Source organism: Mesorhizobium sp. P2_C7, assembly GCF_056404515.1.
Genome location: NZ_JBFUDW010000010.1, coordinates 57861 through 78599 on the forward strand (window position 1 = coordinate 57861; position 20739 = coordinate 78599).

The 20739-nt window shown below is 61.6% G+C and carries 22 protein-coding genes and 1 pseudogene; 12 read left to right on the forward strand and 11 right to left on the reverse strand.

All coding sequences use genetic code 11. The features are described 5' to 3' along the window. Positions 1-20 precede the first annotated feature (20 nt). Positions 21-1460 (forward strand): FAD-binding oxidoreductase, encoded by a 1440-nt coding sequence (locus AC1D2G_RS21000; RefSeq protein ID WP_477416384.1) that lies wholly within the window; start codon positions 21-23, stop codon positions 1458-1460. 15 nt (positions 1461-1475) lie between these two features. After that, a pseudogene (locus AC1D2G_RS21005) lies at positions 1476-1604 on the forward strand (dimethylarginine dimethylaminohydrolase family protein); the annotation flags it as partial. Between the two features lie 77 nt (positions 1605-1681). On the opposite strand, the gene AC1D2G_RS21010 reads toward AC1D2G_RS21005, so the two are convergent. Further along, the gene (locus tag AC1D2G_RS21010; RefSeq protein ID WP_143748865.1) at positions 1682-2137 is read right to left on the reverse strand and encodes a hypothetical protein; all 456 of its coding nucleotides are present in this window, start codon (positions 2135-2137) and stop codon (positions 1682-1684) included. A 155-nt stretch (positions 2138-2292) separates the two neighbouring features. Here AC1D2G_RS21010 and AC1D2G_RS21015 point away from each other — a divergent pair, with 155 nt between their 5' ends. The 3 genes from AC1D2G_RS21015 (at position 2293) to AC1D2G_RS21025 (ending at position 5714) form a co-directional block, all read left to right on the forward strand. Continuing rightward, entirely contained in the window at positions 2293-4446 is a 2154-nt protein-coding gene (locus AC1D2G_RS21015) for a transglycosylase domain-containing protein (protein ID WP_095089906.1), read from the forward strand. A gap of 121 nt (positions 4447-4567) precedes the next feature. Continuing rightward, positions 4568-5152 (forward strand): DUF1214 domain-containing protein, encoded by a 585-nt coding sequence (locus AC1D2G_RS21020; protein WP_477416386.1) that lies wholly within the window; start codon positions 4568-4570, stop codon positions 5150-5152. Next, on the forward strand, positions 5145-5714 hold the full coding sequence (locus tag AC1D2G_RS21025) for a DUF1254 domain-containing protein (RefSeq protein WP_184871281.1): 570 nt from the start codon (positions 5145-5147) through the stop codon (positions 5712-5714). The genes AC1D2G_RS21020 and AC1D2G_RS21025 overlap by 8 nt, the downstream gene beginning before the upstream one ends. Here the strand turns inward: AC1D2G_RS21025 and AC1D2G_RS21030 are convergent. Continuing rightward, on the reverse strand, positions 5711-5899 hold the full coding sequence (locus AC1D2G_RS21030; RefSeq protein ID WP_246461176.1) for a hypothetical protein: 189 nt from the start codon (positions 5897-5899) through the stop codon (positions 5711-5713). The two genes, AC1D2G_RS21025 and AC1D2G_RS21030, sit on opposite strands and share 4 nt — an antisense overlap. 210 nt (positions 5900-6109) lie before the next feature. Between AC1D2G_RS21030 and AC1D2G_RS21035 the strand changes: the two genes are divergently transcribed. Then, a complete protein-coding gene (locus AC1D2G_RS21035; RefSeq protein ID WP_477416388.1) occupies positions 6110-7171 on the forward strand; it encodes a hypothetical protein in 1062 nt (353 codons plus the stop codon). Here the strand turns inward: AC1D2G_RS21035 and AC1D2G_RS21040 are convergent. The 3 genes from AC1D2G_RS21040 to AC1D2G_RS21050 form a co-directional block, all read right to left on the reverse strand. Beyond that, entirely contained in the window at positions 7149-7496 is a 348-nt protein-coding gene (locus AC1D2G_RS21040) for a DUF1491 family protein (protein ID WP_477416390.1), read from the reverse strand. The two genes, AC1D2G_RS21035 and AC1D2G_RS21040, sit on opposite strands and share 23 nt — an antisense overlap. Positions 7497-7567: 71 nt before the next feature. Then, positions 7568-8368: a peptidoglycan-binding domain-containing protein gene (locus tag AC1D2G_RS21045; RefSeq protein ID WP_477416392.1), complete on the reverse strand. Its 801-nt coding sequence runs from the start codon at positions 8366-8368 to the stop codon at positions 7568-7570. Beyond that, the gene (locus AC1D2G_RS21050; protein WP_477416394.1) at positions 8343-10076 is read right to left on the reverse strand and encodes a sensor histidine kinase; all 1734 of its coding nucleotides are present in this window, start codon (positions 10074-10076) and stop codon (positions 8343-8345) included. Before AC1D2G_RS21050 ends, AC1D2G_RS21045 begins: the two co-directional genes overlap by 26 nt. 535 nt (positions 10077-10611) lie before the next feature. Between AC1D2G_RS21050 and AC1D2G_RS21055 the strand changes: the two genes are divergently transcribed. Both AC1D2G_RS21055 and AC1D2G_RS21060 read left to right on the forward strand, forming a co-directional pair. Continuing rightward, positions 10612-10977: a DUF5330 domain-containing protein gene (locus tag AC1D2G_RS21055; RefSeq protein ID WP_477416556.1), complete on the forward strand. Its 366-nt coding sequence runs from the start codon at positions 10612-10614 to the stop codon at positions 10975-10977. A 99-nt stretch (positions 10978-11076) separates the two neighbouring features. After that, positions 11077-11505, forward strand: a complete 429-nt coding sequence (locus AC1D2G_RS21060; RefSeq protein WP_477416396.1) for a SufE family protein — start codon at positions 11077-11079, stop codon at positions 11503-11505. Between the two features lie 145 nt (positions 11506-11650). On the opposite strand, the gene AC1D2G_RS21065 is transcribed toward AC1D2G_RS21060, so the two are convergent. Together AC1D2G_RS21065 and AC1D2G_RS21070 are read right to left on the reverse strand one after the other, a co-directional pair. After that, positions 11651-12076 carry a Ros/MucR family transcriptional regulator gene (locus AC1D2G_RS21065; RefSeq protein ID WP_095089970.1) on the reverse strand — a complete coding sequence of 142 codons (426 nt, stop codon included), beginning with the start codon at positions 12074-12076 and terminating at the stop codon, positions 11651-11653. 448 nt (positions 12077-12524) lie between these two features. Beyond that, positions 12525-12893 carry an SH3 domain-containing protein gene (locus AC1D2G_RS21070; protein WP_477416398.1) on the reverse strand — a complete coding sequence of 123 codons (369 nt, stop codon included), beginning with the start codon at positions 12891-12893 and terminating at the stop codon, positions 12525-12527. A 150-nt stretch (positions 12894-13043) separates the two neighbouring features. Between AC1D2G_RS21070 and AC1D2G_RS21075 the strand changes: the two genes are divergently transcribed. The 3 genes from AC1D2G_RS21075 (at position 13044) to AC1D2G_RS21085 (ending at position 16343) form a co-directional block, all read left to right on the forward strand. Next, positions 13044-15167, forward strand: coding sequence for a S9 family peptidase (locus AC1D2G_RS21075; RefSeq protein WP_477416400.1), 2124 nt, complete (start codon positions 13044-13046; stop codon positions 15165-15167). Continuing rightward, entirely contained in the window at positions 15164-15790 is a 627-nt protein-coding gene (locus tag AC1D2G_RS21080) for a LysE family translocator (RefSeq protein WP_477416402.1), read from the forward strand. The genes AC1D2G_RS21075 and AC1D2G_RS21080 overlap by 4 nt, the downstream gene beginning before the upstream one ends. 151 nt (positions 15791-15941) lie before the next feature. Next, entirely contained in the window at positions 15942-16343 is a 402-nt protein-coding gene (locus AC1D2G_RS21085; protein WP_477226193.1) for an SET domain-containing protein, read from the forward strand. Positions 16344-16428: 85 nt separating this feature from the next. On the opposite strand, the gene AC1D2G_RS21090 is transcribed toward AC1D2G_RS21085, so the two are convergent. The 4 genes from AC1D2G_RS21090 to AC1D2G_RS21105 all read right to left on the reverse strand — a co-directional run bounded on the left by AC1D2G_RS21090 (position 16429) and on the right by AC1D2G_RS21105 (position 19747). Next, complete coding sequence (locus tag AC1D2G_RS21090) at positions 16429-17379, reverse strand: cytochrome c (RefSeq protein ID WP_477416404.1); 951 nt, start codon at positions 17377-17379, stop codon at positions 16429-16431. A gap of 9 nt (positions 17380-17388) precedes the next feature. Beyond that, entirely contained in the window at positions 17389-17826 is a 438-nt protein-coding gene (locus AC1D2G_RS21095) for a c-type cytochrome (protein WP_095089871.1), read from the reverse strand. A gap of 270 nt (positions 17827-18096) precedes the next feature. After that, positions 18097-18693, reverse strand: coding sequence for a superoxide dismutase (locus AC1D2G_RS21100; protein WP_095089869.1), 597 nt, complete (start codon positions 18691-18693; stop codon positions 18097-18099). A gap of 175 nt (positions 18694-18868) precedes the next feature. After that, positions 18869-19747: a branched-chain amino acid aminotransferase gene (locus AC1D2G_RS21105; protein WP_095089867.1), complete on the reverse strand. Its 879-nt coding sequence runs from the start codon at positions 19745-19747 to the stop codon at positions 18869-18871. Between the two features lie 156 nt (positions 19748-19903). Here AC1D2G_RS21105 and AC1D2G_RS21110 point away from each other — a divergent pair, with 156 nt between their 5' ends. Further along, positions 19904-20566, forward strand: coding sequence for a haloacid dehalogenase type II (locus tag AC1D2G_RS21110; protein WP_477416406.1), 663 nt, complete (start codon positions 19904-19906; stop codon positions 20564-20566). Positions 20567-20739: the final 173 nt, after the last annotated feature.

The window sequence follows — 20739 nt, forward strand, 5'->3', positions numbered from 1 at the left end:
CTGCAAATCGGGAGGAAACCATGAACACCATGAGCCTCACCACGCTTGAACGCGGCAAAACGACAATCGACGCCGCTGCCTTGGAAGCATTTTCGGCACAATTGCGCGGCACGGTGCTGAGCGAAGGCGATGCCGCTTACGACGAAGCACGGACTGTCTGGAATGCCACGGTCGACCGACGGCCTGGGCTGATCGTGTGCTGCGTGGGCGCTTCCGACGTCATCAGTGCCGTGAATTTCGCCAGGGAGAACAGACTTCTCGTCTCCGTGCGCGGCGGCGGCCACAACATTGCCGGAAGTGCGGTCTGCGATGGTGGCCTGGTGATTGATCTGTCGTTGATGAAGTCGGTGCGGGTCGATGTCGCTGCGCGGCGGGCATGGGTCGGGCCTGGCGCGACGCTTGCCGATGTCGACAAGGAAACGCAGGCCTTCGGCCTGGTGGTGCCGACCGGCATCAACTCGACCACCGGCATATCCGGCCTGACACTGGGCGGCGGCTTCGGCTGGATAACCCGCAAATTCGGCCTGACCATCGACAATCTTGCCTCGGCAGATGTGGTCACCGCCGACGGCAAACTGCTCCGGGCCAGCCAGACCGAAAATCCGGACTTGTTCTGGGCGCTGCGCGGCGGCGGCGGCAATTTCGGCGTCGTCACGGCATTCGAGTTCCAGCTCCATGAGCTTGGACCGCAGGTGCTTTCGGGGCTTGTCGTCCATCCCTTCGCCGATGCCGAAAAGGTGCTGCAGGAGTATCGCAAGGCGCTCGAAACCGCTCCTGACGAGTTGACCTGCTGGGTGGTCATGCGGCAGGCGCCGCCGCTGCCCTTCCTGCCGGCCGAATGGCATGGCAAGGAGGTGCTAGTTCTGGCGATGTGCTATTGCGGCGACATCGACGCAGGCGAAAAGGCGACGCATAAGCTTCGAGCCATCGGCACGCCGATTGCCGATGTCGTCGGCCCCAGCCCGTTCACCGGCTGGCAGCAAGCATTCGACCCGCTACTTACGCCCGGCGCCCGCAACTACTGGAAGAGCCATGACTTCACCGAGTTTTCCGAGGAGGCGGCTGCGATCGTCACGGGGGCAATAGCCAAGCTGCCAGGACCCGAATGCGAGATATTTGTCGGCCATGTCGGCGGCGCGGCAGGTCGCGTCAAGGCGGATGCTACGGCGTTTCCACAGCGCAGTTCGCATTTCGTTATGAACGTTCACGCCCGCTGGCGCGAACCGGCGATGGACAAGGCCTGCACCGACTGGGCTCGTGCGATCTACGAGGCGGCCAAGCCTTATGCGGCCGGCACCGTCTATGTGAACTTCATGCCGGAGGACGAGGTTGACCGGGTCGAAGCGGCCTATGGTGGCAACCATCGGCGGCTTCTGGAAGTCAAGCAGCGCTACGACCCACTGAACCTGTTCCGCATGAACCAGAATTTGCGCCCGAAAGAGAACCTGCGAGCCGCTTGAAGCGTTCAATCGCAGATCGCTTTGACGTCGAGCCAGACGCTGACCTGCCAGTTCGAGGCACACCGTTTCGAACTGGCGATCCTCGACATGAGCGAGATCTCAAAGACCGGCGGCGGCATCCACTGCATGGCGCAGGCGCTGTAGGGCGAGCCGGCCTGAGGCGGCAGCGGTTGGCTGGGCGCCAACTATCCCGCGTTGACTGACAAAATCGGCGCGCGGCTTTACGCTGCGCCTGTCATCTCAGCGTATCGTCTGAGCCCCATCCCGGCAAAAAAGATGACCATCAGGATGGTGAAGGCGATGAGCAGGCCGATGCGAAAGAACTTCGCAAGCGGCGAGATCTTGACGTTTGCAAGCTGCTTGAACGGAACGCCCCTCGGTTTCGTCGCCGCCAGGCCAAGCCAGAAAATGCAGGTGATGACAAAGAGCACACCAATATAAGAATCCATCCAGTCCGGCACTCTCATAAACCCGAAATTGAACGCGAATGCTCGGCTTACGGACAGGAACAGCAAGGAGGATATGGAGCAGATAAAAAACAGGCGTTTCATGCTACTTTCTTTCGCTGCAATTTTTAGCTCACCAAACATATAATTTGCCTTGATTGAAGGAACGTTATGTCTGCTTGCCTTCAACAATTTACCTTTCTCTGGGCGCGCGACAGAGTTGCCTTTCACGCTGCCCCCTGCCCTTGCGCCAACAAACCTTGCAGCTGTGTCCTCGCCGCTCTTGTGAGCGTCCACAAAATGGATGAATAGTCGGGACAGGGCGCCGCCCTGAAATTGCCGGTTTGCGGTTTTCAGGTCGCGCCATCGCCGAGCCGGATTTCCGAATGGCCAGTCCTGAACCGCACAAGAGAAGAGGTCCGATCGCCGCCCGGCTGCTGGCGCTCGATGCATGGCTCGATTCCTCGCTCTACGAGATCGGTTTCAAGGCGCGCCAGTTCTGGGAAGCCGCGACGATCTTCTCGCGGCGCTTCCGCGTCAACGGCTGGCGCCGCGGCATCATCGAACTGTTGAGCGAAGGTTTTACGCTGGGCGCCGGTGGCATAGTGGTGATGCTGGCGCTGGCCGTTCCGGCATTCCAGGATACGGCTGGCGACTGGCGCGCCCAGGGCGACTTCGCCGTCACCTTCCTCGACCGCTACGGCAACGAGATCGGGCAGCGCGGCATCATCCAGCGCGATTCGGTGCCGGTTGACGAGATGCCCGATCACGTCATCAAGGCGGTGCTCGCCACCGAGGATCGCCGCTTCTTCGATCATTACGGCATCGACGTGCTTGGCCTTTCACGCGCCATCTTCGAGAATGTGCGGGCGAACTCCGTCGTCCAGGGCGGTTCGAGCATCACCCAGCAGCTGGCCAAGAACCTGTTCCTCACCAACGAGCGCACCCTGGAGCGCAAGATCAAGGAAGCCTTCCTGTCGCTGTGGCTCGAGGCCAACCTGTCGAAGAAGGAAATCCTGCAGCTCTATCTCGACCGCGCCTATATGGGCGGCGGCACGTTCGGCATCGAGGCGGCCGCCGACTTCTATTTCGGCAAGAGCGTCAAGGACCTGAACCTCGCCGAGGCGGCGATGCTGGCCGGCCTGTTCAAGGCGCCGACCAAATATGCGCCGCACATCAATCTGCCGGCGGCGCGCGCGCGCGCCAATGTGGTGCTGTCCAACCTTGTCGATTCCGGTTTCATGACCGAGGGTCAGGTGCTGCAGGCAAGGCTGCACCCTGCCGATGTCGTCGATCGCGGCGAACAGAAAAGCCCGGATTATTACCTCGACTGGGCGTTCGACGAGGTCAAGAAGATCGCCAAGCCAGGCCAGCACTCGCTGGTGGCACACACCACCTTCGACGCCAACATCCAGAAGGCGGCGGAAGAATCGGTGGAGTTCCACCTGCGCCAGTTCGGCAAGGAGTATAACGTCACCGAGGGCGCTGTCGTCGTCATCGAGACCAACGGCGCCGTCAGAGCCATCGTCGGTGGCCGCGACTATGGCGCCAGCCAGTTCAACCGTGCCACCAAGGCGCTGCGCCAGACCGGCTCGTCGTTCAAGCCCTATGTCTATGCAACGGCGATGGAGCACGGCTTCACGCCCGACTCCATCATTTCCGGCGGCCCGATCAGCTGGGGCACCTGGTCACCGCACAATTACAGCGGCGAATCGGCCGGCCGGATCACACTGATCATGGCGATGGCCAAGTCGATCAACACCGTGCCGGTGCGACTGGCCAAGGACTATCTCGGCATCCCGCCGATCAAGGCAATGGCCGAGGCGATGGGAGTGGAATCGCCGCTCGAATCACACAAGACGATGGTGCTCGGCACCTCGGGCATGACGGTGATGGATCAGGCGACGGGCTACAGCGTGTTCGCCCAGAACGGCTTCGTCGGCTCCCGGCACGGCATCACGCAGCTCGTCACCCGCACCGGCGAGGTGGTCTACGACTTCGCCAAGGATGCGCCGCCGCCGCACCGGGTGTTGTCCGAGCAGGCGCTCAAATCCATGAACACCATGCTGGCGGCGGTGCCGGTGATGGGCACGGCGCGCCGCGCGCAAATTCCCAACATCGTCGTCGCCGGCAAGACCGGCACGACGCAATCCTACCGCGACGCCTGGTTTGTCGGCTTCACCGGCAACTACACGGCGGCCGTGTGGCTGGGTAACGACGATTTCACGCCGACCAAGAACATGACAGGCGGCTCGCTGCCGGCAATGGTTTGGCAGCGTCTCATGGTCTATGCCCATCAAAACATCGACCTCAAGCCGATCCCCGGCATCGACAAGCCTTTTGTCGATGAAGAGATCGCGGCCAAGGCCGGGGAAGCGCAGAAGAAGAGCGACGACCAGGCGGCAGCCGATGCGGCGGCCGAACGGCCGCCGGTGTTGTCCAGCCGGACCACGCAGACGTTGAGGGACATGACCAAGCAGTTCCAGTCAGCGCCGGCCCTCGCCGCGCCTCAACCGCCGGAAAAGCTGTCGGCATTGTGATTCTTTGCGACTGGGTGGGTCTTTGCGACTGGCTTGAGCGGGCAAATCCATCGGCCCGCTTGCCACGGGACCCCGCGCCGCGATATCCCCGAGCGGCAACTCTTCGTGTCCCCGGCCCTTCATGCTCAAGAATGCACTCCTGACGCTGCTTTCGCTTGTCATAGCCATCGCCGGCGGTGGCGGCAGCGTCTGGTATGCGCTGAAAGCCCAGGATGGTGTCGGCGCCATCCGGATCGGCCAATGGACGGCCTTTCCCGATATCGGCACGCCAGCCGCCGACCCCTATTCGAAGGCCCGCGTGGCGCGCGAGGGTGTGCTTGCGCTCGGCCGTGCCGAAGGGCTGTCCTTCGTCGCCGAGCGCGACGCCGGCGGCAGCGAACTCAAGCGCGAATGCACCTACACGATCGAGGGTGGATTTCCGACGGCACGGTTCTGGACGCTCTATGCCGCCGATCAGTCGCTCGGCGTGGTCGAAACCGGCAAATCACGGCTTGCGGCGCTGCAATCCTATGGGGTGGTACGACAACCCGACAATTCGGTCATCATTTCCGCCAGCGATCACCCGATGCCGGGCAACTGGCTGCTGACCGGCGGCTTCGGCAGAATGTATTTCGTGCTGACATTCTACGACACGCCGATCGCCAGCAGCACCGGCCTGTCGGACGTTTCGCTGCCGCGGATCCTGAAGGTCGGCTGCAATGCGTAGCTCTTATGCGGCGATGCGCAAGCTTCTGCATGCTGTCCTGCTCGGCCTGGTCGGCGCCGGCATCGTGCACATCGTCGTGCTGCTCCTGGTGCCTGAATTTTCCGAACGAGACGCCTGGTCGCGGCTGTCCATGGCCTCGGACCTCTACAGGATGACGCGTCTCGATGCGGAGGCCGGTGGCGCGCCAGTGGTGAAATCCGTCGACCCGTTGTTTTACGCGACGGCGTGCCGGTTCGATCTGGGCGAAGGAGTGGTTCGCATCAAGGCACCGGGACATGTGCCGTTCTGGTCGGTGTCGGTCTACGACCGCAGCGGCCACAACATCTATTCCTTCAACGACCACACCGCCAACGACGGCGTGCTGGATGCCGTCGTGCTGACGCCGGCGCAGATGATCGACGTGCGCAAGGACCTTCCCGAGGACCTTCAGGGCGCAATCTTTGTCGAGGCACCGATCGAGGAAGGCATCTTCGTCATCCGCACCTTCGTGCCCGATGACAGCTGGAAGCCGATCGTATCAAGCTTCCTCGAAAAGAGTTCCTGCGAGCTGCAGGACTTCTAGTGGTGAGGAACCGGCTTCGTCCCTGGCGATCCCGGCTTGTCGGGATCGACCGGCCGCACTTCGCCGGCATGCGACCGCTCATAGCGGATGCCGGGGAAGATGATCACCGCCGCCGGAATTTCGGCGGGTTGCTTTGTCCGATTGCTTGGTGCCGTACGCGGCACGAAAGACAGTACCATGCCCATGATTCGCGCATTCCTCTCGGTTTCCCCGGAGCACAACGCAACGCCTCCAAATATCATTTAGGACGGCAGAGGGTTAACGGAGCGCTAACGGATCGTCGCTAACTTGATCTTTGTCTCGAGGTCAGGGCGTTCTGACCCGCGGCAAACGCGAAACCGACACAGTCCCGGTCGAGCGTGGTCGAGTTTGTGTCGAGTGCGGGCGTATCCTTCGTGTCATTTTCGGACTTCAGGCAAATCGCGATACGGACGGACTCGGGCAAAGCTGAAAGGCTGTTCCGCGCCGCGGTGTCGGCGTTCTGCTCGCTCACCCGCCCGTCACGCCGAGAGATCGGCCAACTCGAAGACCTGACGCTACCGCTGTTCGACAATGTGTCCGTCGAATCGCGCCGCTACGTGGCGGCCGCCCTGTCCGAATGCGAATATGCCCCGGCCGCCTTGGTGCGCCGTCTTTGCGAGGAGCCGGTCGACATTGCCGCGCCGCTGCTCATTCGCTCCCGCGCGGTCAGTGACATCGACCTCATCGCGCTGATCGGGCGGCACGGCCTTCCGCATGCACGCGCCATTGCGCGCCGCAAGGACTTGAACCCGACCATCGCCGACCTGATCAGGGCGCTTGAAAGACCAACCCTGGTACGCGTGCGGGAGCCGGACGGGAACGGCATCGCCGCGGACAGGGCCGTGACGGCCACAGCGGACAAGATTCCATTGGTGAGCACGGAAGCCGCCTCGGAAGAGCCCGCCAGAGAACGGGCGGCCGGCATTGCCGCTGAAAATGCACGACGCAGGCTGCGCACCATGATGCGCACCGGCGACGAGGCCGCGGCGACCAACACCGATCCGTTCACGGGCGCAGATACCTATGTCAAACTGCGCGAGACGGCGCTGACGGGAAACGCGGCGTTCTTCCAGACCGCGCTCGCCGACGCACTGGATATCGATTTCTCGATCGCGCGATCGCTCACCGGCAACCAGAATTATGCATCGCTGCTGGCAGCACTGCGCTCGCTTGACCTCAGCGAGGACCGGGCATTCCTGATCACGGTTGCGGTCTATCCCAGCCAATTCCCGCACCCGCAGGCCATCCGCGCCTTCCTCGACCACTACCGCCTGCTGCATCGCGATGCGGCCCAGGACAAGGTGCGGCTCTGGAAAGCCGAGACCCTTTCGAGAGCGGTTCGCGATGCGGCACCGGCAAACAGCGATAGCCGGACGGGATCGAACAGCGACGATGCGGCGGCTTCGTCCGGCCTCAGGGCATCTTCACGGAAATAAGCTGCTCGACGGAGACCGCACCGGCCTCGATCTCGACCACCCAGATGTCGGGATCGAATTTCTTTTCCCGTTCCAGCCGTGCTTCGAGCACGGCGGCATCATCGCCGGCGCCGAGAAGGCTGAAGAAGCGATCGTCGGGCTTCGCCGAATCGTAGCTTGTCTGCGGTGCCGGCCCGAACAGGGCAATGTCTCCAGACCTGCCACGCGCCAGCACGAACACAGCGCCGGCTTCGGTTGCGCCGCGCTTGACCACGGCGGCAAATCCGCCGGCGCCGAAAACCCGGCGCAACAGGGCCGAGACCCACAGATCCGATGTGACGCGCATGAGAGAACTCCAGAAGGCGTGCGGCTATCTATCGATATTTCCGCCGCTCTGCGAGCCGTCGTTTCAGCCCCTCAGTTGGTCAGGCCGATCTCGCGCATCTTGACGTAAACGAGCTCATCGGGCTCGCCGGTCTGCGGCAGCCCGAACAGCGACTGGAATTCCTTGATCGCCGCCTTGGTGCGCGTGCCGACGACGCCGTCCAGCTGCATGTCGTCATTGCCGAATGCCTTGAGCCCGGCCTGGATCTTGACGATGCGGGCATCGGGTGCCTGCGTCTGATCGGCATTCGCCTGACCAGTGTTCGTCTGCCCAGAATTTGTCTGCAACGACACCGGAACGGCGGCCGGCGTATCCGGACGCGGCTGCGGTCTCGGTATGACGGCCGCTGTTTTCGGCGTCGCGCCCAATTGGTCCAGCAGAAGCGCGTCGATCTCGCCGGACGCATTGAGCCCGACCTTCTGCTGATAGGCCTGGATGGCCTTGCGCGTGTTGGGCCCGGAAATGCCATCGACCGTTCCGGAATAGAAATCGAGATCCTTCAATATGCCCTGCACCTGCTCGACCACCGGATCGCCCTTGATCGGTGCCGGCGTGCCTGATGGCCGCACGATGTTGAACGTCGTCTCCGGTTCGTCGGACGCCGTATGCCGAAAGCCCTCCATGCTGCGGGTCGCGAAGAACGCGCCGGCATGCGGGAAGGGTTGGTACCACAAGGCATTGGCGGAGACGTAGAACAGCGTCACCAGGAATGCCGTCGACCCACCCACCAGGACGGGATTGCGCGAGATCGCGCCGCCGACCGCGACGGCACCGCCCTGAAAGGCGTTGCTGCGGCGCTTGACCGCCTTAGGCCGTTTTGCGGAGCGAGCCATTTCTGTCCCCTTTCGCCATGGCCACCGGCATCGTCAGCACTCCGGCCTTCTCCGCCTGATGTCCCTTCGGTCCGTTCACCGGCAGGCTGATGGTCACCGTGGTGCCCTCGCCCGGCATGCTTTCGATGGACATCGTGCCTTCGTGCAGGGCCACCAGGCCCTTGACCAGCGAAAGGCCGAGGCCAGTCCCCTCGAACCGGCGGGTATAGTCGTTCTGGATCTGCATGAAGGGCTTGCCGAGATTGGCAAAATCCTCCTCGGCGATGCCGATGCCGGTGTCCCTGACCCAGAAATGCAGACGCGAACCAATCCGCTTGGCGCCGACGACCACATCGCCACCATCGGGGGTGAACTTGATCGCATTGGAGACAAGGTTGATGAGCATCTGCTGCACGGCACGCTGGTCGGCATTGATGTCGCCCGCGTCCGGCGCGATCTGCGTCTGCAGATCGATGTTCTTGGCCTGCGCCTGCAGCCGCAGCATGGACTGGCACATGTCGACCGCTTCCGCGAACCGGAACGGCTCCGGCTCGGTCGCATAGACGCCGGACTCGATCCTGGACACGTCGAGTATCGAGGTCACGACGGCAAGCAGATGCTGGCCCGAATCCCTCACCAGGCCGACATACTCCTTCTGGCGCGGATCCTTGAAGGCGCCGAACATCTCGTGCAGCAGCATGTCGGAGAAACCGATGATGGCATTCAATGGCGTGCGCAGTTCGTGGCTGACCACCGCCAGGAAGCGTCCCTTGGCGACTTCGGCCGAGGCCGCCGCCTCATTGGCCGCAGCGAGATTTTCGCGCAGCCGGGCAATGTCGTCATTCTCGCGCAGGACGAGCGTGAAGACGTCGCCCTGTTCTTCACCTCGCACCAGATCGAGTGAGAACGGCCGGTAATTGTCGGCCGCCTGGCCATTGCCGTTCTGAGGCAGCCTGATGCGCAATTCAAGCCGGCGCGACAGCGCGCCATCGCGCATGTCGGCCAAGGCACTGAGATAGGAGACGCGATCCGACAGATGGACACGATCGAAGAAGCCGTTTCCGGACAGCAGCTCGGGCGGCAGCTTCAAAAGCGTGCGCGCCTTTGCCGAAGCGTCCAGAACCTCGCCATGGCGGGCGACGCGCAAGACCACCGCATCGATGATGTCTTCAAGACGGTCTGCCGTGTCGGTGACGTCGGCCGCACCGGTCGTGTTTTGAAACGCCGACGCGCGCGGGATCAATGTGAGGGCCCAGGCCAACGGCACCAGCCAGTGCCACGCGGCAATCTGTGCTCCGGCGAACGGCAACAGAATTCCTGCCAGAGGCTGCGCCAGGATGGCCACAGCGGCCGACACGGCTCCCCACAATGCCGCACGGCGCGAGGCGCCGATCCACCAGGCTTCGAACGGCAGCGCCACAACGAGCATGGCGACGGGAGAGCTCAGCCCGCCGGCGGCGGCGATGAGACCGCCGAGCGCAATGCCGGCCATCGCCAGGGCGACCTGGGCATTGATGGCCATCTTGCCGGTCGCCGCCACCAGCAGGGCTATGAACCAGCACAGGCCAAAGGCCGCGAAGATGGCGGCCACGGTGACGGCGGCGCCCATGCCCGACGTGACCAGCGTGACCGCGGCGCCGGCGGCAAAGAAAGGAGCCGCCAGCATGACGCCGATGAAGCGACGCTGGCGCTCGCGGTCGTTCTGCCCAAGGATGGACGGGTGCACCATACGTTCGCAACCAGCCGCCATCGCGCCAGGCAATTCAACGTATCTGGCCTTGATCGAACTCAACTCAACGCACCCGTACTCGTCGTGGACAGCTCTGCTTTTGCAGATTGTTTTGGTTGACTCAGAAACTCGCATCCAGCGTTTAAGGAATGGATAAGGCAGCGCCGACCAAGGCCCGGCCTGCGGCAAATATCGGGATGCCGGCAGCCGAAAGCCCGGGCAAATGCAGCCATAGTAAACGGAGAGTTATCCGGCGCCGGCGCGCATGGGGTGTATCCACGCGACGCCTGGACTCCCGGGTTTCACGAAAAACGCATTCAAGACAAATAGATAGATGGTTATCCGGCGTTAAGGAAAATCGTTCGGATTTGAAACAAACCGTTTGCACAACGGTTCGTTTCGGATTTGCCTAAGATTTGCGGAAAATTCTCGGCGAACCTGCAAGCCGTCCTTTGCGCCTGTGTGCCACCATCCTGCCTACAAAAGAGGTCATGCCATATGGATGCATGATCCGGTCACGACGAGAGGCAAGGGAATGGTCTTCCTGATAAGAATGGCTTTCTGGTTCTCGCTGGTGCTGCTGGCGCTGCCACTGACTGTCGGTCCCGATGATTCGGGCCGCGAGAGCGTCGGGCCGATCCAGGCCCTGTTTGCGGCGCGTGAAGCGGTTGGTGACATCGCCGGCATTTGCGAACGCAAACCCGACGTCTGCGAAACCGGCAAGTCGGCCATGCACACCATCACCGCCCGCGCCAAGGAGACCGCCAAGATCGCGGCAGCGATGCTGGACGACAAGTCCACCGCGGGCCCTGACACGTCGACGATGACCGGCAGCGTGCCAGAGGAAATCGTCTTGCCCCAAACGGTCAATTTGCCAGTCAACCTACCGGTCCAGAATTAGCCGTCTCGACGGCGCACCGCGGGCTGTCTGCCCTCTCGACGCCCGCGGTGTCCTTGTTTTTTCCGTGACGTGGCGCCGCCGCGTGACTATATCCGAACCATGACGACGACGATCCAGACGATCCGCGACGACTTCTCGTTCCTCGAGGAATGGGAAGACCGCTATCGTTACGTCATCGACCTCGGCGAGGCGCTGCCGCCATTTCCGGACGACGAGCGCAACGCTGCCAACAAGGTGCCGGGCTGCGTCAGCCAGGTCTGGCTGACCACCGAACGCGGACCGGGGGGCGATCCGGTCATAACCTTCACCGGCGATTCGGACGCCCATATCGTGCGCGGGCTGGTCGCGATCATGCTGGCGCTGTTTTCAGGCAGGACCGCCAGCGAGATCCAAAGGACCGACGCGGAAGCAACATTGAAAGAGCTCGGCCTCGACGAACATCTGTCGCCCCAGCGCGCCAACGGCCTTCGCTCCATGGTCAAGCGCATCAAGCGCGACGCCGAGGCGGCGCTGAAGCAGATCGCCTGACAGCCGGAGCGGTTCAGCGTTCCACGGAGCGTAGAAGCGCCCTACTTCGTCATCTTGACGCAATTCCGGATGGAAAACCCTTTCACACAAAATCAAACGGCGCCCGAAGGCGCCGTTGATGTCGATCTGATCTGGCGAGCAGCGATTACCGCGCCTTGCGCTTGCGGCCGAGACCCATCTTCTTGGCAAGCTGGGACCGCGCAGCAGCATAGTTGGGTGCAACCATCGGATAGCTCGGGTCGAGGTTCCACTTTTCGCGGTACTGATCCGGCGTCAGGTCGTAGTGGGTCATCAGATGACGCTTCAGCGACTTGAACTTCTTACCGTCTTCAAGGCAAACGATGTAGTCGTCATGAACCGAGCGCTTCGGGTTGACTGCCGGCTTTTGCTTGTCGGCAGGCGGCTGTTCGGCAGTTCCACCCACGCGCCCGAGCGCGGCATGGACATCGGATATCAGGTTCGGCAGTTCGCCGACCGGCACGGGATTGTTGCTGACATAGGCGGCCACCACATCGGCGGTCAATTCGATCAGCGCATCGCTGTTTCTGGAAGGTGTTTCGACAATATCCATGGTCATCAGGCCCCAACAAGAGTTACGTCAGTGTGCGCCCTTTTTTTCAGGCAGGGCATCGCGCGAATTTTATGCAGGTAGAGCTTCTGCGATTCGTGTCGCGTGCACATCAATGACCCTGCTGACCAAGTAAGTCAATTCGAACTTTGCGCTATATTGAACAATGTTGATCAATTGTTCCCGGATTAGCTTCAACCTTTCGTGCATTTTGTAATTTTTCGATATTTCGCCCGCCAACCAGCAACCGCTGACGCTACGTCAGTTCGTCGTTACATTCGCGATAACTCACAAAGCAGGTTTCAATGCTTGATTTTGCTTGGCAATCGCACGGGCAAGCTTGGTTGCCCATACCTGTCCACAAAACCACAGGTTGCCGCATGTCCTGCGCAAGCAACCAGGCGACATGCCGGTCCTGTGAACTGGCTCGGATCAGTCGTCGCCAGGTCAGTCAATGCGACGTGATGTATTTGCCATAGGCCCAGCCAGTGACGAAGTTGCCGTTCTGGGCCGGGTCATGCCAGACTTCGCACCAACGATAGCGAACCGTCTGTTCCTGCTTCCACGCCGGATGATTGAAGATGTCGAGCAGGTTTATCCCGCCGGTGCATCGTCCGGTCATCTGCAGAACGGTTCCGTTCGGATACGCCGCCTGTTTCTGGGATGTGCCCGAAGGGTATTTGCGCACATTGAGCGTGTCACCGAACGGCACATTGGCCACTTGCCAAGCCGCGAATACGGTCGCATGAGACTGGCCGGCAAAAGTCAGAGTTAGCGAAGCAACGGCGAAAGCTGCCGCAATCCGAGCATATATATTCATCATCTCTCCTCCCGGCCCATCATCTGGAGCCGACACGACCCTTAAGCTGCGGCTCTTGAACCCGACCTGATCGGCGTGTTCATTCGCTATTCAAGATAGTTCCCCATTCAAGATGCTTCCCCATTCAAGATATCGGCAAAGCGAGACGCAATGACCCGCACTTCCGCATTTCCGCACGTCAGCCCGCCAGTGCCCGAGAAACGGCCGGTTTCCGACACGCATCACGGCATCACGCGAACCGACGACTATGCCTGGCTGCGGGCCGACAACTGGCAGGAGATGTTTCGGGATCCGTCATTGCTCGATGCGGGGATCCGCGCCGAGCTCGAGGCCGAGAACGCCTATCAATCGAAACTGATGGCCGACACGGCCGAGTTGCAGAAGCAGCTTTTCAAGGAAATGAAGGGCCGCATCAAGGAAGACGATTCCTCCGTACCGATGAAGGACGGACCCTATGCCTATGGCTCATCCTTCAAGCTTGGCGGCGAGCAGCCGCGTTATTTCCGCATGCCGCGCGACGGCGGCTCCGAGCAGATCCTGCTTGATGGCGATGCGGAGGCGGCGGGCAAGGCCTATTTCCGTCTTGGCGGCGTCGATCATTCGGCCGACCACCGCAAGCTCTTGTGGGCATTCGACGACAAGGGCTCCGAATTCTACACGCTTCGCGTGCGCGACCTTGACGATGGCAAGGAGATCGCCGACCGGATTCCCGACACGGGCGGTTCAGGCGTCTGGAACGCCGGCGATGACGGCTTCTTCTACACGCGTCTCGATCCCAACCACCGCCCGTCCAAGGTGCTGTTCCATGCGCTTGGGCAAAGCCCTGAGAGCGACCGGCTGATCTATGAGGAAAGCGATCCCGGTTTCTTCATGAATGTCGACGGCACGCGCAACAACGAATGGATCATGATCGGCATCAACGATCACGAGACCTCGGAATACCGCCTGATGCCCGCCAGCGACCCGTTTGCGGAACCGAAGCTGGTTTCACCACGCGAGACCGGCCTTCAATATGATCTGGAAGAAGGCGGCGACATCTTCTTCATCCTGACCAATGCCGATGGCGCCAAGGATTTCAAGATCATGACCGCGCCGGCGAGCGATCCGGTGCGCGCCAACTGGCAGGAACTGGTGCCGCATGAACCTGGCCGGCTGATCCTGTCGGTGATCGGCTTCAAAGACCACATGGTCCGGCTCGAACGCTGGGAAGGCCTGCCGCGCATCGTCGTGCGCGACCGCAGCAGCGGCGAGGAGCATCTTTTGTCCCTCGACGAGGAGGCCTTCTCGCTCGGCCTGTCGGGCTCCTATGAGTACGATACCGAGATCATGCGCTTTTCCTATTCGTCGATGACGACGCCGGTTCAGGTGTTCGATTACAATATGCGCACGCGCGAGCGGGTGCTCCTCAAGACCCAGGAAGTGCCCTCCGGCCATGACCAGGATCACTACGTCACCAAGCGGCTGATGGCGCCCGCCGCCGATGGCGAACTGGTGCCGATCTCGCTTCTCCACCACCGCGACACGCCGCTGGATGGATCCGCACCTTGCCTGCTTTACGGCTACGGCTCCTATGGCATCACGGTGCCTGCCGCATTCAACACCAACTGGTTCTCATTGGTCGACCGCGGCTTTGTCTTTGCCATCGCTCATGTCCGTGGCGGCAAGGACAAGGGCTATGGCTGGTACGATGACGGCAAGCGGGCGCACAAGATGAATACGTTCACGGATTTCATCGCCTGTGCGCGCCACCTCGTTGCCGAGCGCTACACGACGCATGACCGCATCGTTGCGCAAGGCGGCTCGGCCGGCGGCATGCTGATGGGCGCCATCGCCAACATGGCGCCGGAGTGTTTTGGCGGCATCGTCGCCGAGGTGCCCTTCGTCGACGTGCTCACCACGATGCTCGACGCCAGCCTGCCGCTGACGCCGCCGGAATGGCCGGAATGGGGCAACCCGATCGCGTCCGCCGACGACTATCGAACCATCGCCGCCTATTCGCCCTATGACAATGTCGCCGCGCTCGACTATCCGCCAATCCTGGCGCTGGCCGGCCTCACCGATCCGCGCGTCACCTATTGGGAACCGGCCAAATGGGTGGCACGGCTGCGCGACCGCAAGACCGGCGACAATCCCGTGCTGTTCAAGATCAACATGGATTCGGGCCACGCCGGCGCTTCCGGCCGGTTTTCGCGACTGGAGGAGATCGCCTATACTTATTCCTTCGCACTGAAGGTGATGGGCAAGGCGCAGCTTACAGGAGAGATTCGCCAATGATCGATCTGTCAACATTGACAGCCTACATCGCGGTTGTGCTCGGCTTTGTCTTCATTCCAGGCCCAGCCACCCTCCTTACGGTCGCGCGGGCAACGAGTTCGGGAACGAAGGTGGGCATTGCGACCGGTGCCGGGATCGCGGCCGGCGACGTGTTTCACACGGTCATGGCCATGGTCGGCATATCGGCGATCATCGCCACTTCGGCGGCGCTGTTCAGCATCGTAAAGTACATTGGCGCCGCCTACCTCGTTTATCTCGGCATTCGCGCGATCATCGAGAAAACACCGGCCAACCCGGCTGCCGGCGCGCTTGCCATCTCCGCCGGCAAGGCATTTCGACAGGCTATCCTGACCGAAGTGCTCAACCCCAAGACCGCGCTTTTCTTCCTTGCGTTCCTGCCCCAGTTCGTGCGGCCTGAAAATGGGTCGGTGATGCTTCAGTTGACCATATTAGGGGTCATCTTCGTCATGCTGGGTCTTCTCAGCACGGTCGTCTTTGCAGTGAGCGCCGGTCGGCTTGGCACTTTCCTGCGCCGAAATCCGAGGGTGCTCAAGTGGCAAGGCAAGATTGTCGGCGGCATCTACTGTGCCTTGGGCGTCCGTCTGGCTTTGCAGCAACGCTGAGGCTGCGGACACGACGTTCACTTTTGGGTTCAGCGATCATGACTTTTTGAATTCCGCATCGCTCATTTCCCCTCGCAATTGCGATGGTCGCGCGCTACCCAAGGCACGACTTTCCCGGGCGACGAAGCCCGCACTCGCACAAGGGTCCATTATGCTGCTCGTCGACGTCTATCTCGACAAATCGCCGATCCAGGGCATCGGCGTTTTTGCCAAGCACCACATTCCCAAGGGCACGCTGATCTGGAAGCTCGACCCCCGCTTCGACAGGATCATCGACGTCGAGACCTATGAGGGCGAGACCGGGCCGGTGAAGAATTATCTCGATCGCTATTCCTACCCGGACCGGCGTGATCCGTCTTACATCGTCTTCGAAGCCGATGACGCCCGCTACATGAACCATGACGATGAGCCGAATTGCGATGTCTCGTCGCCTGAGGAAACCTACGCCTTGCGCGACATCGCATCCGGCGAGGAACTGACCTGCAACTACAACCACTTTTTCGAGGCAGGCTTCGACTTTCTGGGCGACCGCCACTTGGCACCCGACAGCTAGAGCGCGTCGCGCCTGACGAGAGTCACGCGCCGCGCTTAAGACACGTCGTTGACCCAAACCGCTGCGTAGTTTTGGGCGGCGTGCGTCAGTTCGCCGTCTTCTTGCGCGCCGGATAACCGTTGGGATGCGGTGGTACTACCTTGAGGTAGGCGGCAATCGCCGCACGATCCCCTGCGGTCAATTCGGCCATGTTCTTCTGCACGTCGACCATCGCGCCGCCGACAGCATCGAAATCGGGCGTGAAGCCGGTCTCGAGGTAATTGGCGATGTCGGCTTCGGACCAGTTGCCGATGCCGCCCTCGCCCGATGTGATGTTCGGCACGATGCCGCTCCCTTCGGCGGCCACGGCGCCCGCCAGCCACTCGCTCTTCTTCGTCCCGCCTGCAAAGTCGCGCGGCGTGTGGCATTCGCCGCAATGGCCCGGCCCTTCGACCAGGTAGCGACCATCCATCACCGGATCAGGCGTGCCTTCGGGAAGCGAAACGACCGGCTGATCGCCGAGATAAAGCAGTTTCCAAAGGCCGATGCCGCGGCGGATGTTGAACGGGAACGTCAGCGAATTGCCTGGCGCCTTGCCGGCGACGGCCGGCAGCGTTTTCAGGAAGGCATAGAGGTCGGCAATGTCGGCCGGTTTCATGCGGGCGTAGGACGCGTAGGGGAACGCCGGATATAAATGCTCACCCGACGGCGACACACCCTTCAGCATGGCATTGGCGAGGTCCTCCACCGACCATGCGCCGATGCCGTCCTTGGCGTCCTGCGAAATGTTGGGCGGCACGAAGGTGCCGAATGGCGTCTTGAGCGCGAGGCCACCCACCAGTTGAAGTCGGGCATCGCCCTGCGACCCCGGCTTTGCATGGCACGAGGTGCAACCGCCGGCATAGAAAATGCGCTTGCCCCTGGCCGCGTCGCCAGGGCCGAGCTTGGCCAGGGTCTCGCTGTCGAGCCTCAGCGGCGCCGACAGGACCCACCCGGCAACCGCGCCGACGCCGCCCAGAACGACAAGGGCGCCGACGAGCTTTTTCAGCCAGGGCATGACCCGCTATCAGCCCTTTTTCACTCGATAGGTCTGGTGGCAGGTGCCGCAGTTGGATGCGATGGTGTCAAATTGTGCCTTCAACGTATCGACGTCTGCGGGAGCGGCAGCGGTCGCTGCCTTGACGTCGGCGATGAATTTGTCGTTGGCCGCCTTGAAGCCGGGCATGTCTTCCCAGATCTTCGGCGCAGCCGTGGTGTCGCCCGTGTCGCTGCCGGCCGGGAACAATGCGTCGACATCGACCTTCTCGGCATTCGCCTGCAGTGCCTGCAGGGCCGTCAGCACAGCCGCGGCATCAAAAGGCTCCTCGCCCTTTACCACCTTGGAAATGCCGCCGACGATCTTTCCACGCTCCTTCATCAGAGCCTGCCGATCGAGGATCGGGTCGGCAAAGGCCGCCGACGCCGCGAGGGCGAGCATTGAGATGGCGATGACAAGCTTTCTCATTCAATTGGCTCCATGATGAAGGTATTTTGGGGATGAGGGCATTTCGGGACAGGACGTTAACGGATGCCACGAAGGGAATATTCCCTTCGCCTCGGATGAATTTGCTGCGCCACAGCAAAAGAAAAGCCCCGGGAGTGCCGGGGCTTTGCTGGAGATCGATCAGGTCATCAAACGCGTCGCGTCCAAAGGGACGCAAACGACGCGGCTTGAGTCCTTGCTCTCGTACACGTCGTGGTCCCAAAACCGCTGCGCACGTTTGGGCGACATGCATCAGGCCTTTTCGTAGAGCTCAAGCACGTGATCCCAGTTGATCAGGCTGTCGACGAACGCCTCGAGATATTTCGGCCGGGCGTTGCGATAGTCGATGTAGTAGGAGTGCTCCCAGACATCGACGCCGAGGATCGGCGACGCGCCATGGACGAGCGGGTTTTCGCCATTCGGCGTCTTGGAGATCGCCAGCTTGCCGTCCTTGACTGAAACCCAGGCCCAGCCGGAACCGAACTGCGTCGTGCCGGCGGCGATGAAATCGGCCTTGAACTTGTCGTAGCCGCCAAGATCGCTGTCGACTGCCTTCTGCAGGGCGCCGGGCAATTTGTTGCCGCCGCCGCCCTTCTTCATCCATTTCCAGAAATGGATGTGGTTATAGTGCTGGGCGGCATTGTTGAAGAGGCCGGCATTCTTGCCGAACGACTGCTTGACCACCTCTTCGACCGACAGATCGCCCATTCCGGCTTCCGCGGCCAGCTTGTTGCCGTTGTCGACATAGGCCTTGTGGTGCTTGTCGTGGTGATATTCCAGCGTCTCTTTCGACATGTAAGGCTGCAAGGCCTCATAGTCGTAAGGCAAAGCGGGCAATTCAAAAGCCATGGGTAGTACTCCCTCGTGGAAAATCCGGTGTCGATACCGGACTAAGATAGGTCTGGATTGAGCTCGGACAACTCCGGAATGAAGCGCCGGTTCCCTTTCTAGGCGGGTAGCGGAAAACTGTCACACGGTTTTCCGACGACGAACCGCGCAGCGACAAAAGGCCAGGCCGGACGCGTCAGCCAGCCGACGTCGAATGCGCCCAATCCCAATAAAGCTCGCGCGCCTTCTTGGCCACCGGCCCGGGTTGCAGGTTGCGCTCCTCGATGCGCGTGATCGGCACCACCTTGGAATGGTTTCCGGTCGAAAAGATTTCGTCCGCTTCCAGGAAATCCCGTATCGACAGCGTCTTTTCGGTAGTCTTGAAACCATACTCGCCGAGCAGCGTCATGGTGCGGGAGCGGGTGATGCCGGACAGGAAGGTGCCGTTCGGGGCCGGCGTCAGCACATGGCCATCCTTGACCAGGAAGATGTTCGAGGTTCCGGTCTCGGCGACGTTGCCCAGCATGTCGAGCACCAGCGCGTTGTCGAACCCGCGCATCTTGGCTTCAAGAATGGCGCGGCCGTTGTTGGGATAAAGGCAGCCGGCCTTGGCATTGGTCGGCATGGTTTCGATGGTCGGGCGCCGGAATGGCGATACGGTAACCGAAAAGCCCGTCGGCGGGATCATCGGCGACTCATAAAGGCAAAGGCAAAAACGGGTCGAGGCGGGATCGGCCGGAACGCCCATATAGCCGCCATGCTCGGCCCAATACATCGGCCTGATGTAGACGGCTGTCTTGCCATCGAACTTCTTCAACCCGTCCCAGGTAAGCCCGACGATCTTGTCGGCGGTCATCGACGGCTTGAGGCCGAGCGCAATCGCCGAGGAATTCACCCTGGCGGCATGGCGGTCGAGGTCGGGGGCAACGCCTTCGAACCAGCGGCCGCCGTCGAACACGCTGGTGCCAAGCCACATGGCGTGGCTACGCGGCCCCAGAATGGCGACATTGCCCTCGTGCCAATCACCATCGACGAAAGTCCATGTCGCGGATAGTGCCTCAGCCGCCAGTGTCATCGCGTTATCCCGTCCCGATCGATCTCGTGTGACAGCCATTGGAAGATGCTTTGGCGGGCGCCGTCAACCGGCATCGCGGAGTTTTGTTGAGGCCAGCGGCGCGAGCGATGCAATCAAAGCTTGCACCTTCTCGCGCCTCGCCTCAAAACTGTTGCCATGCAATACGCCGCCTATGTTTTCGACGCCTACGGCACGCTGTTCGACGTGCATGCCGCCGTGCGCCGTCATGCCGACCAGATTGGGCCGGACGGCCAATTGTTGTCCGAAATCTGGCGCGCCAAACAGCTCGAATACTCCTGGGTGCGCACACTGATGGGCGCCTATGCCGATTTCTGGCAACTGACGGAACAGGCGCTCGATTTCGCCTTGCGCAAGGTTCCCTCGGCCGACCCTGGCCTCAAGGCCAAACTGCTGGACACCTACTGGCGGCTGGATTGCTATCCCGAAGTGCCGGCCGTGCTCAAGGCGCTCAAGGCTTCGGGAGCGAAGCTGGCGATCCTGTCCAACGGCTCGCCCGAAATGCTGCAGGCAGCGGTCAAGTCCGCCGCGCTCGATCAGGTTCTGGACGACATCTATTCGGTCGATACGGTCAGGCGCTTCAAGACCGATCCGGCGGTCTACGACATGGTCACTACCGGCTGGCGCCTCTATCCCAACGCGGTTTCCTTCCAGTCCTCCAATCGCTGGGACATCGCCGGTGCGACCAAATTCGGCTTCCGCACGGTCTGGATCAACCGTTCCAACCAGCCGGAAGAGTACCGGGACTTTCCACCGGCCCTGATCCTGCCATCGCTCGAAGCATTGGTGCCCGGCAGCTAGGTTGCAAAGCTGTGTCTCTGACGCCACAGTGGCAGCGCAGTCACAGCTTCGCCTTTGTTTGTCCACGTTCGGGCCAGAATCGGAACCGCCTATCGCGCCGGGTGTTGTCAGACACCCACGCAGCAGTCGGCGTTTCAACCTTTGTTGCGATTTGACACCTAAAGAAGGCAACC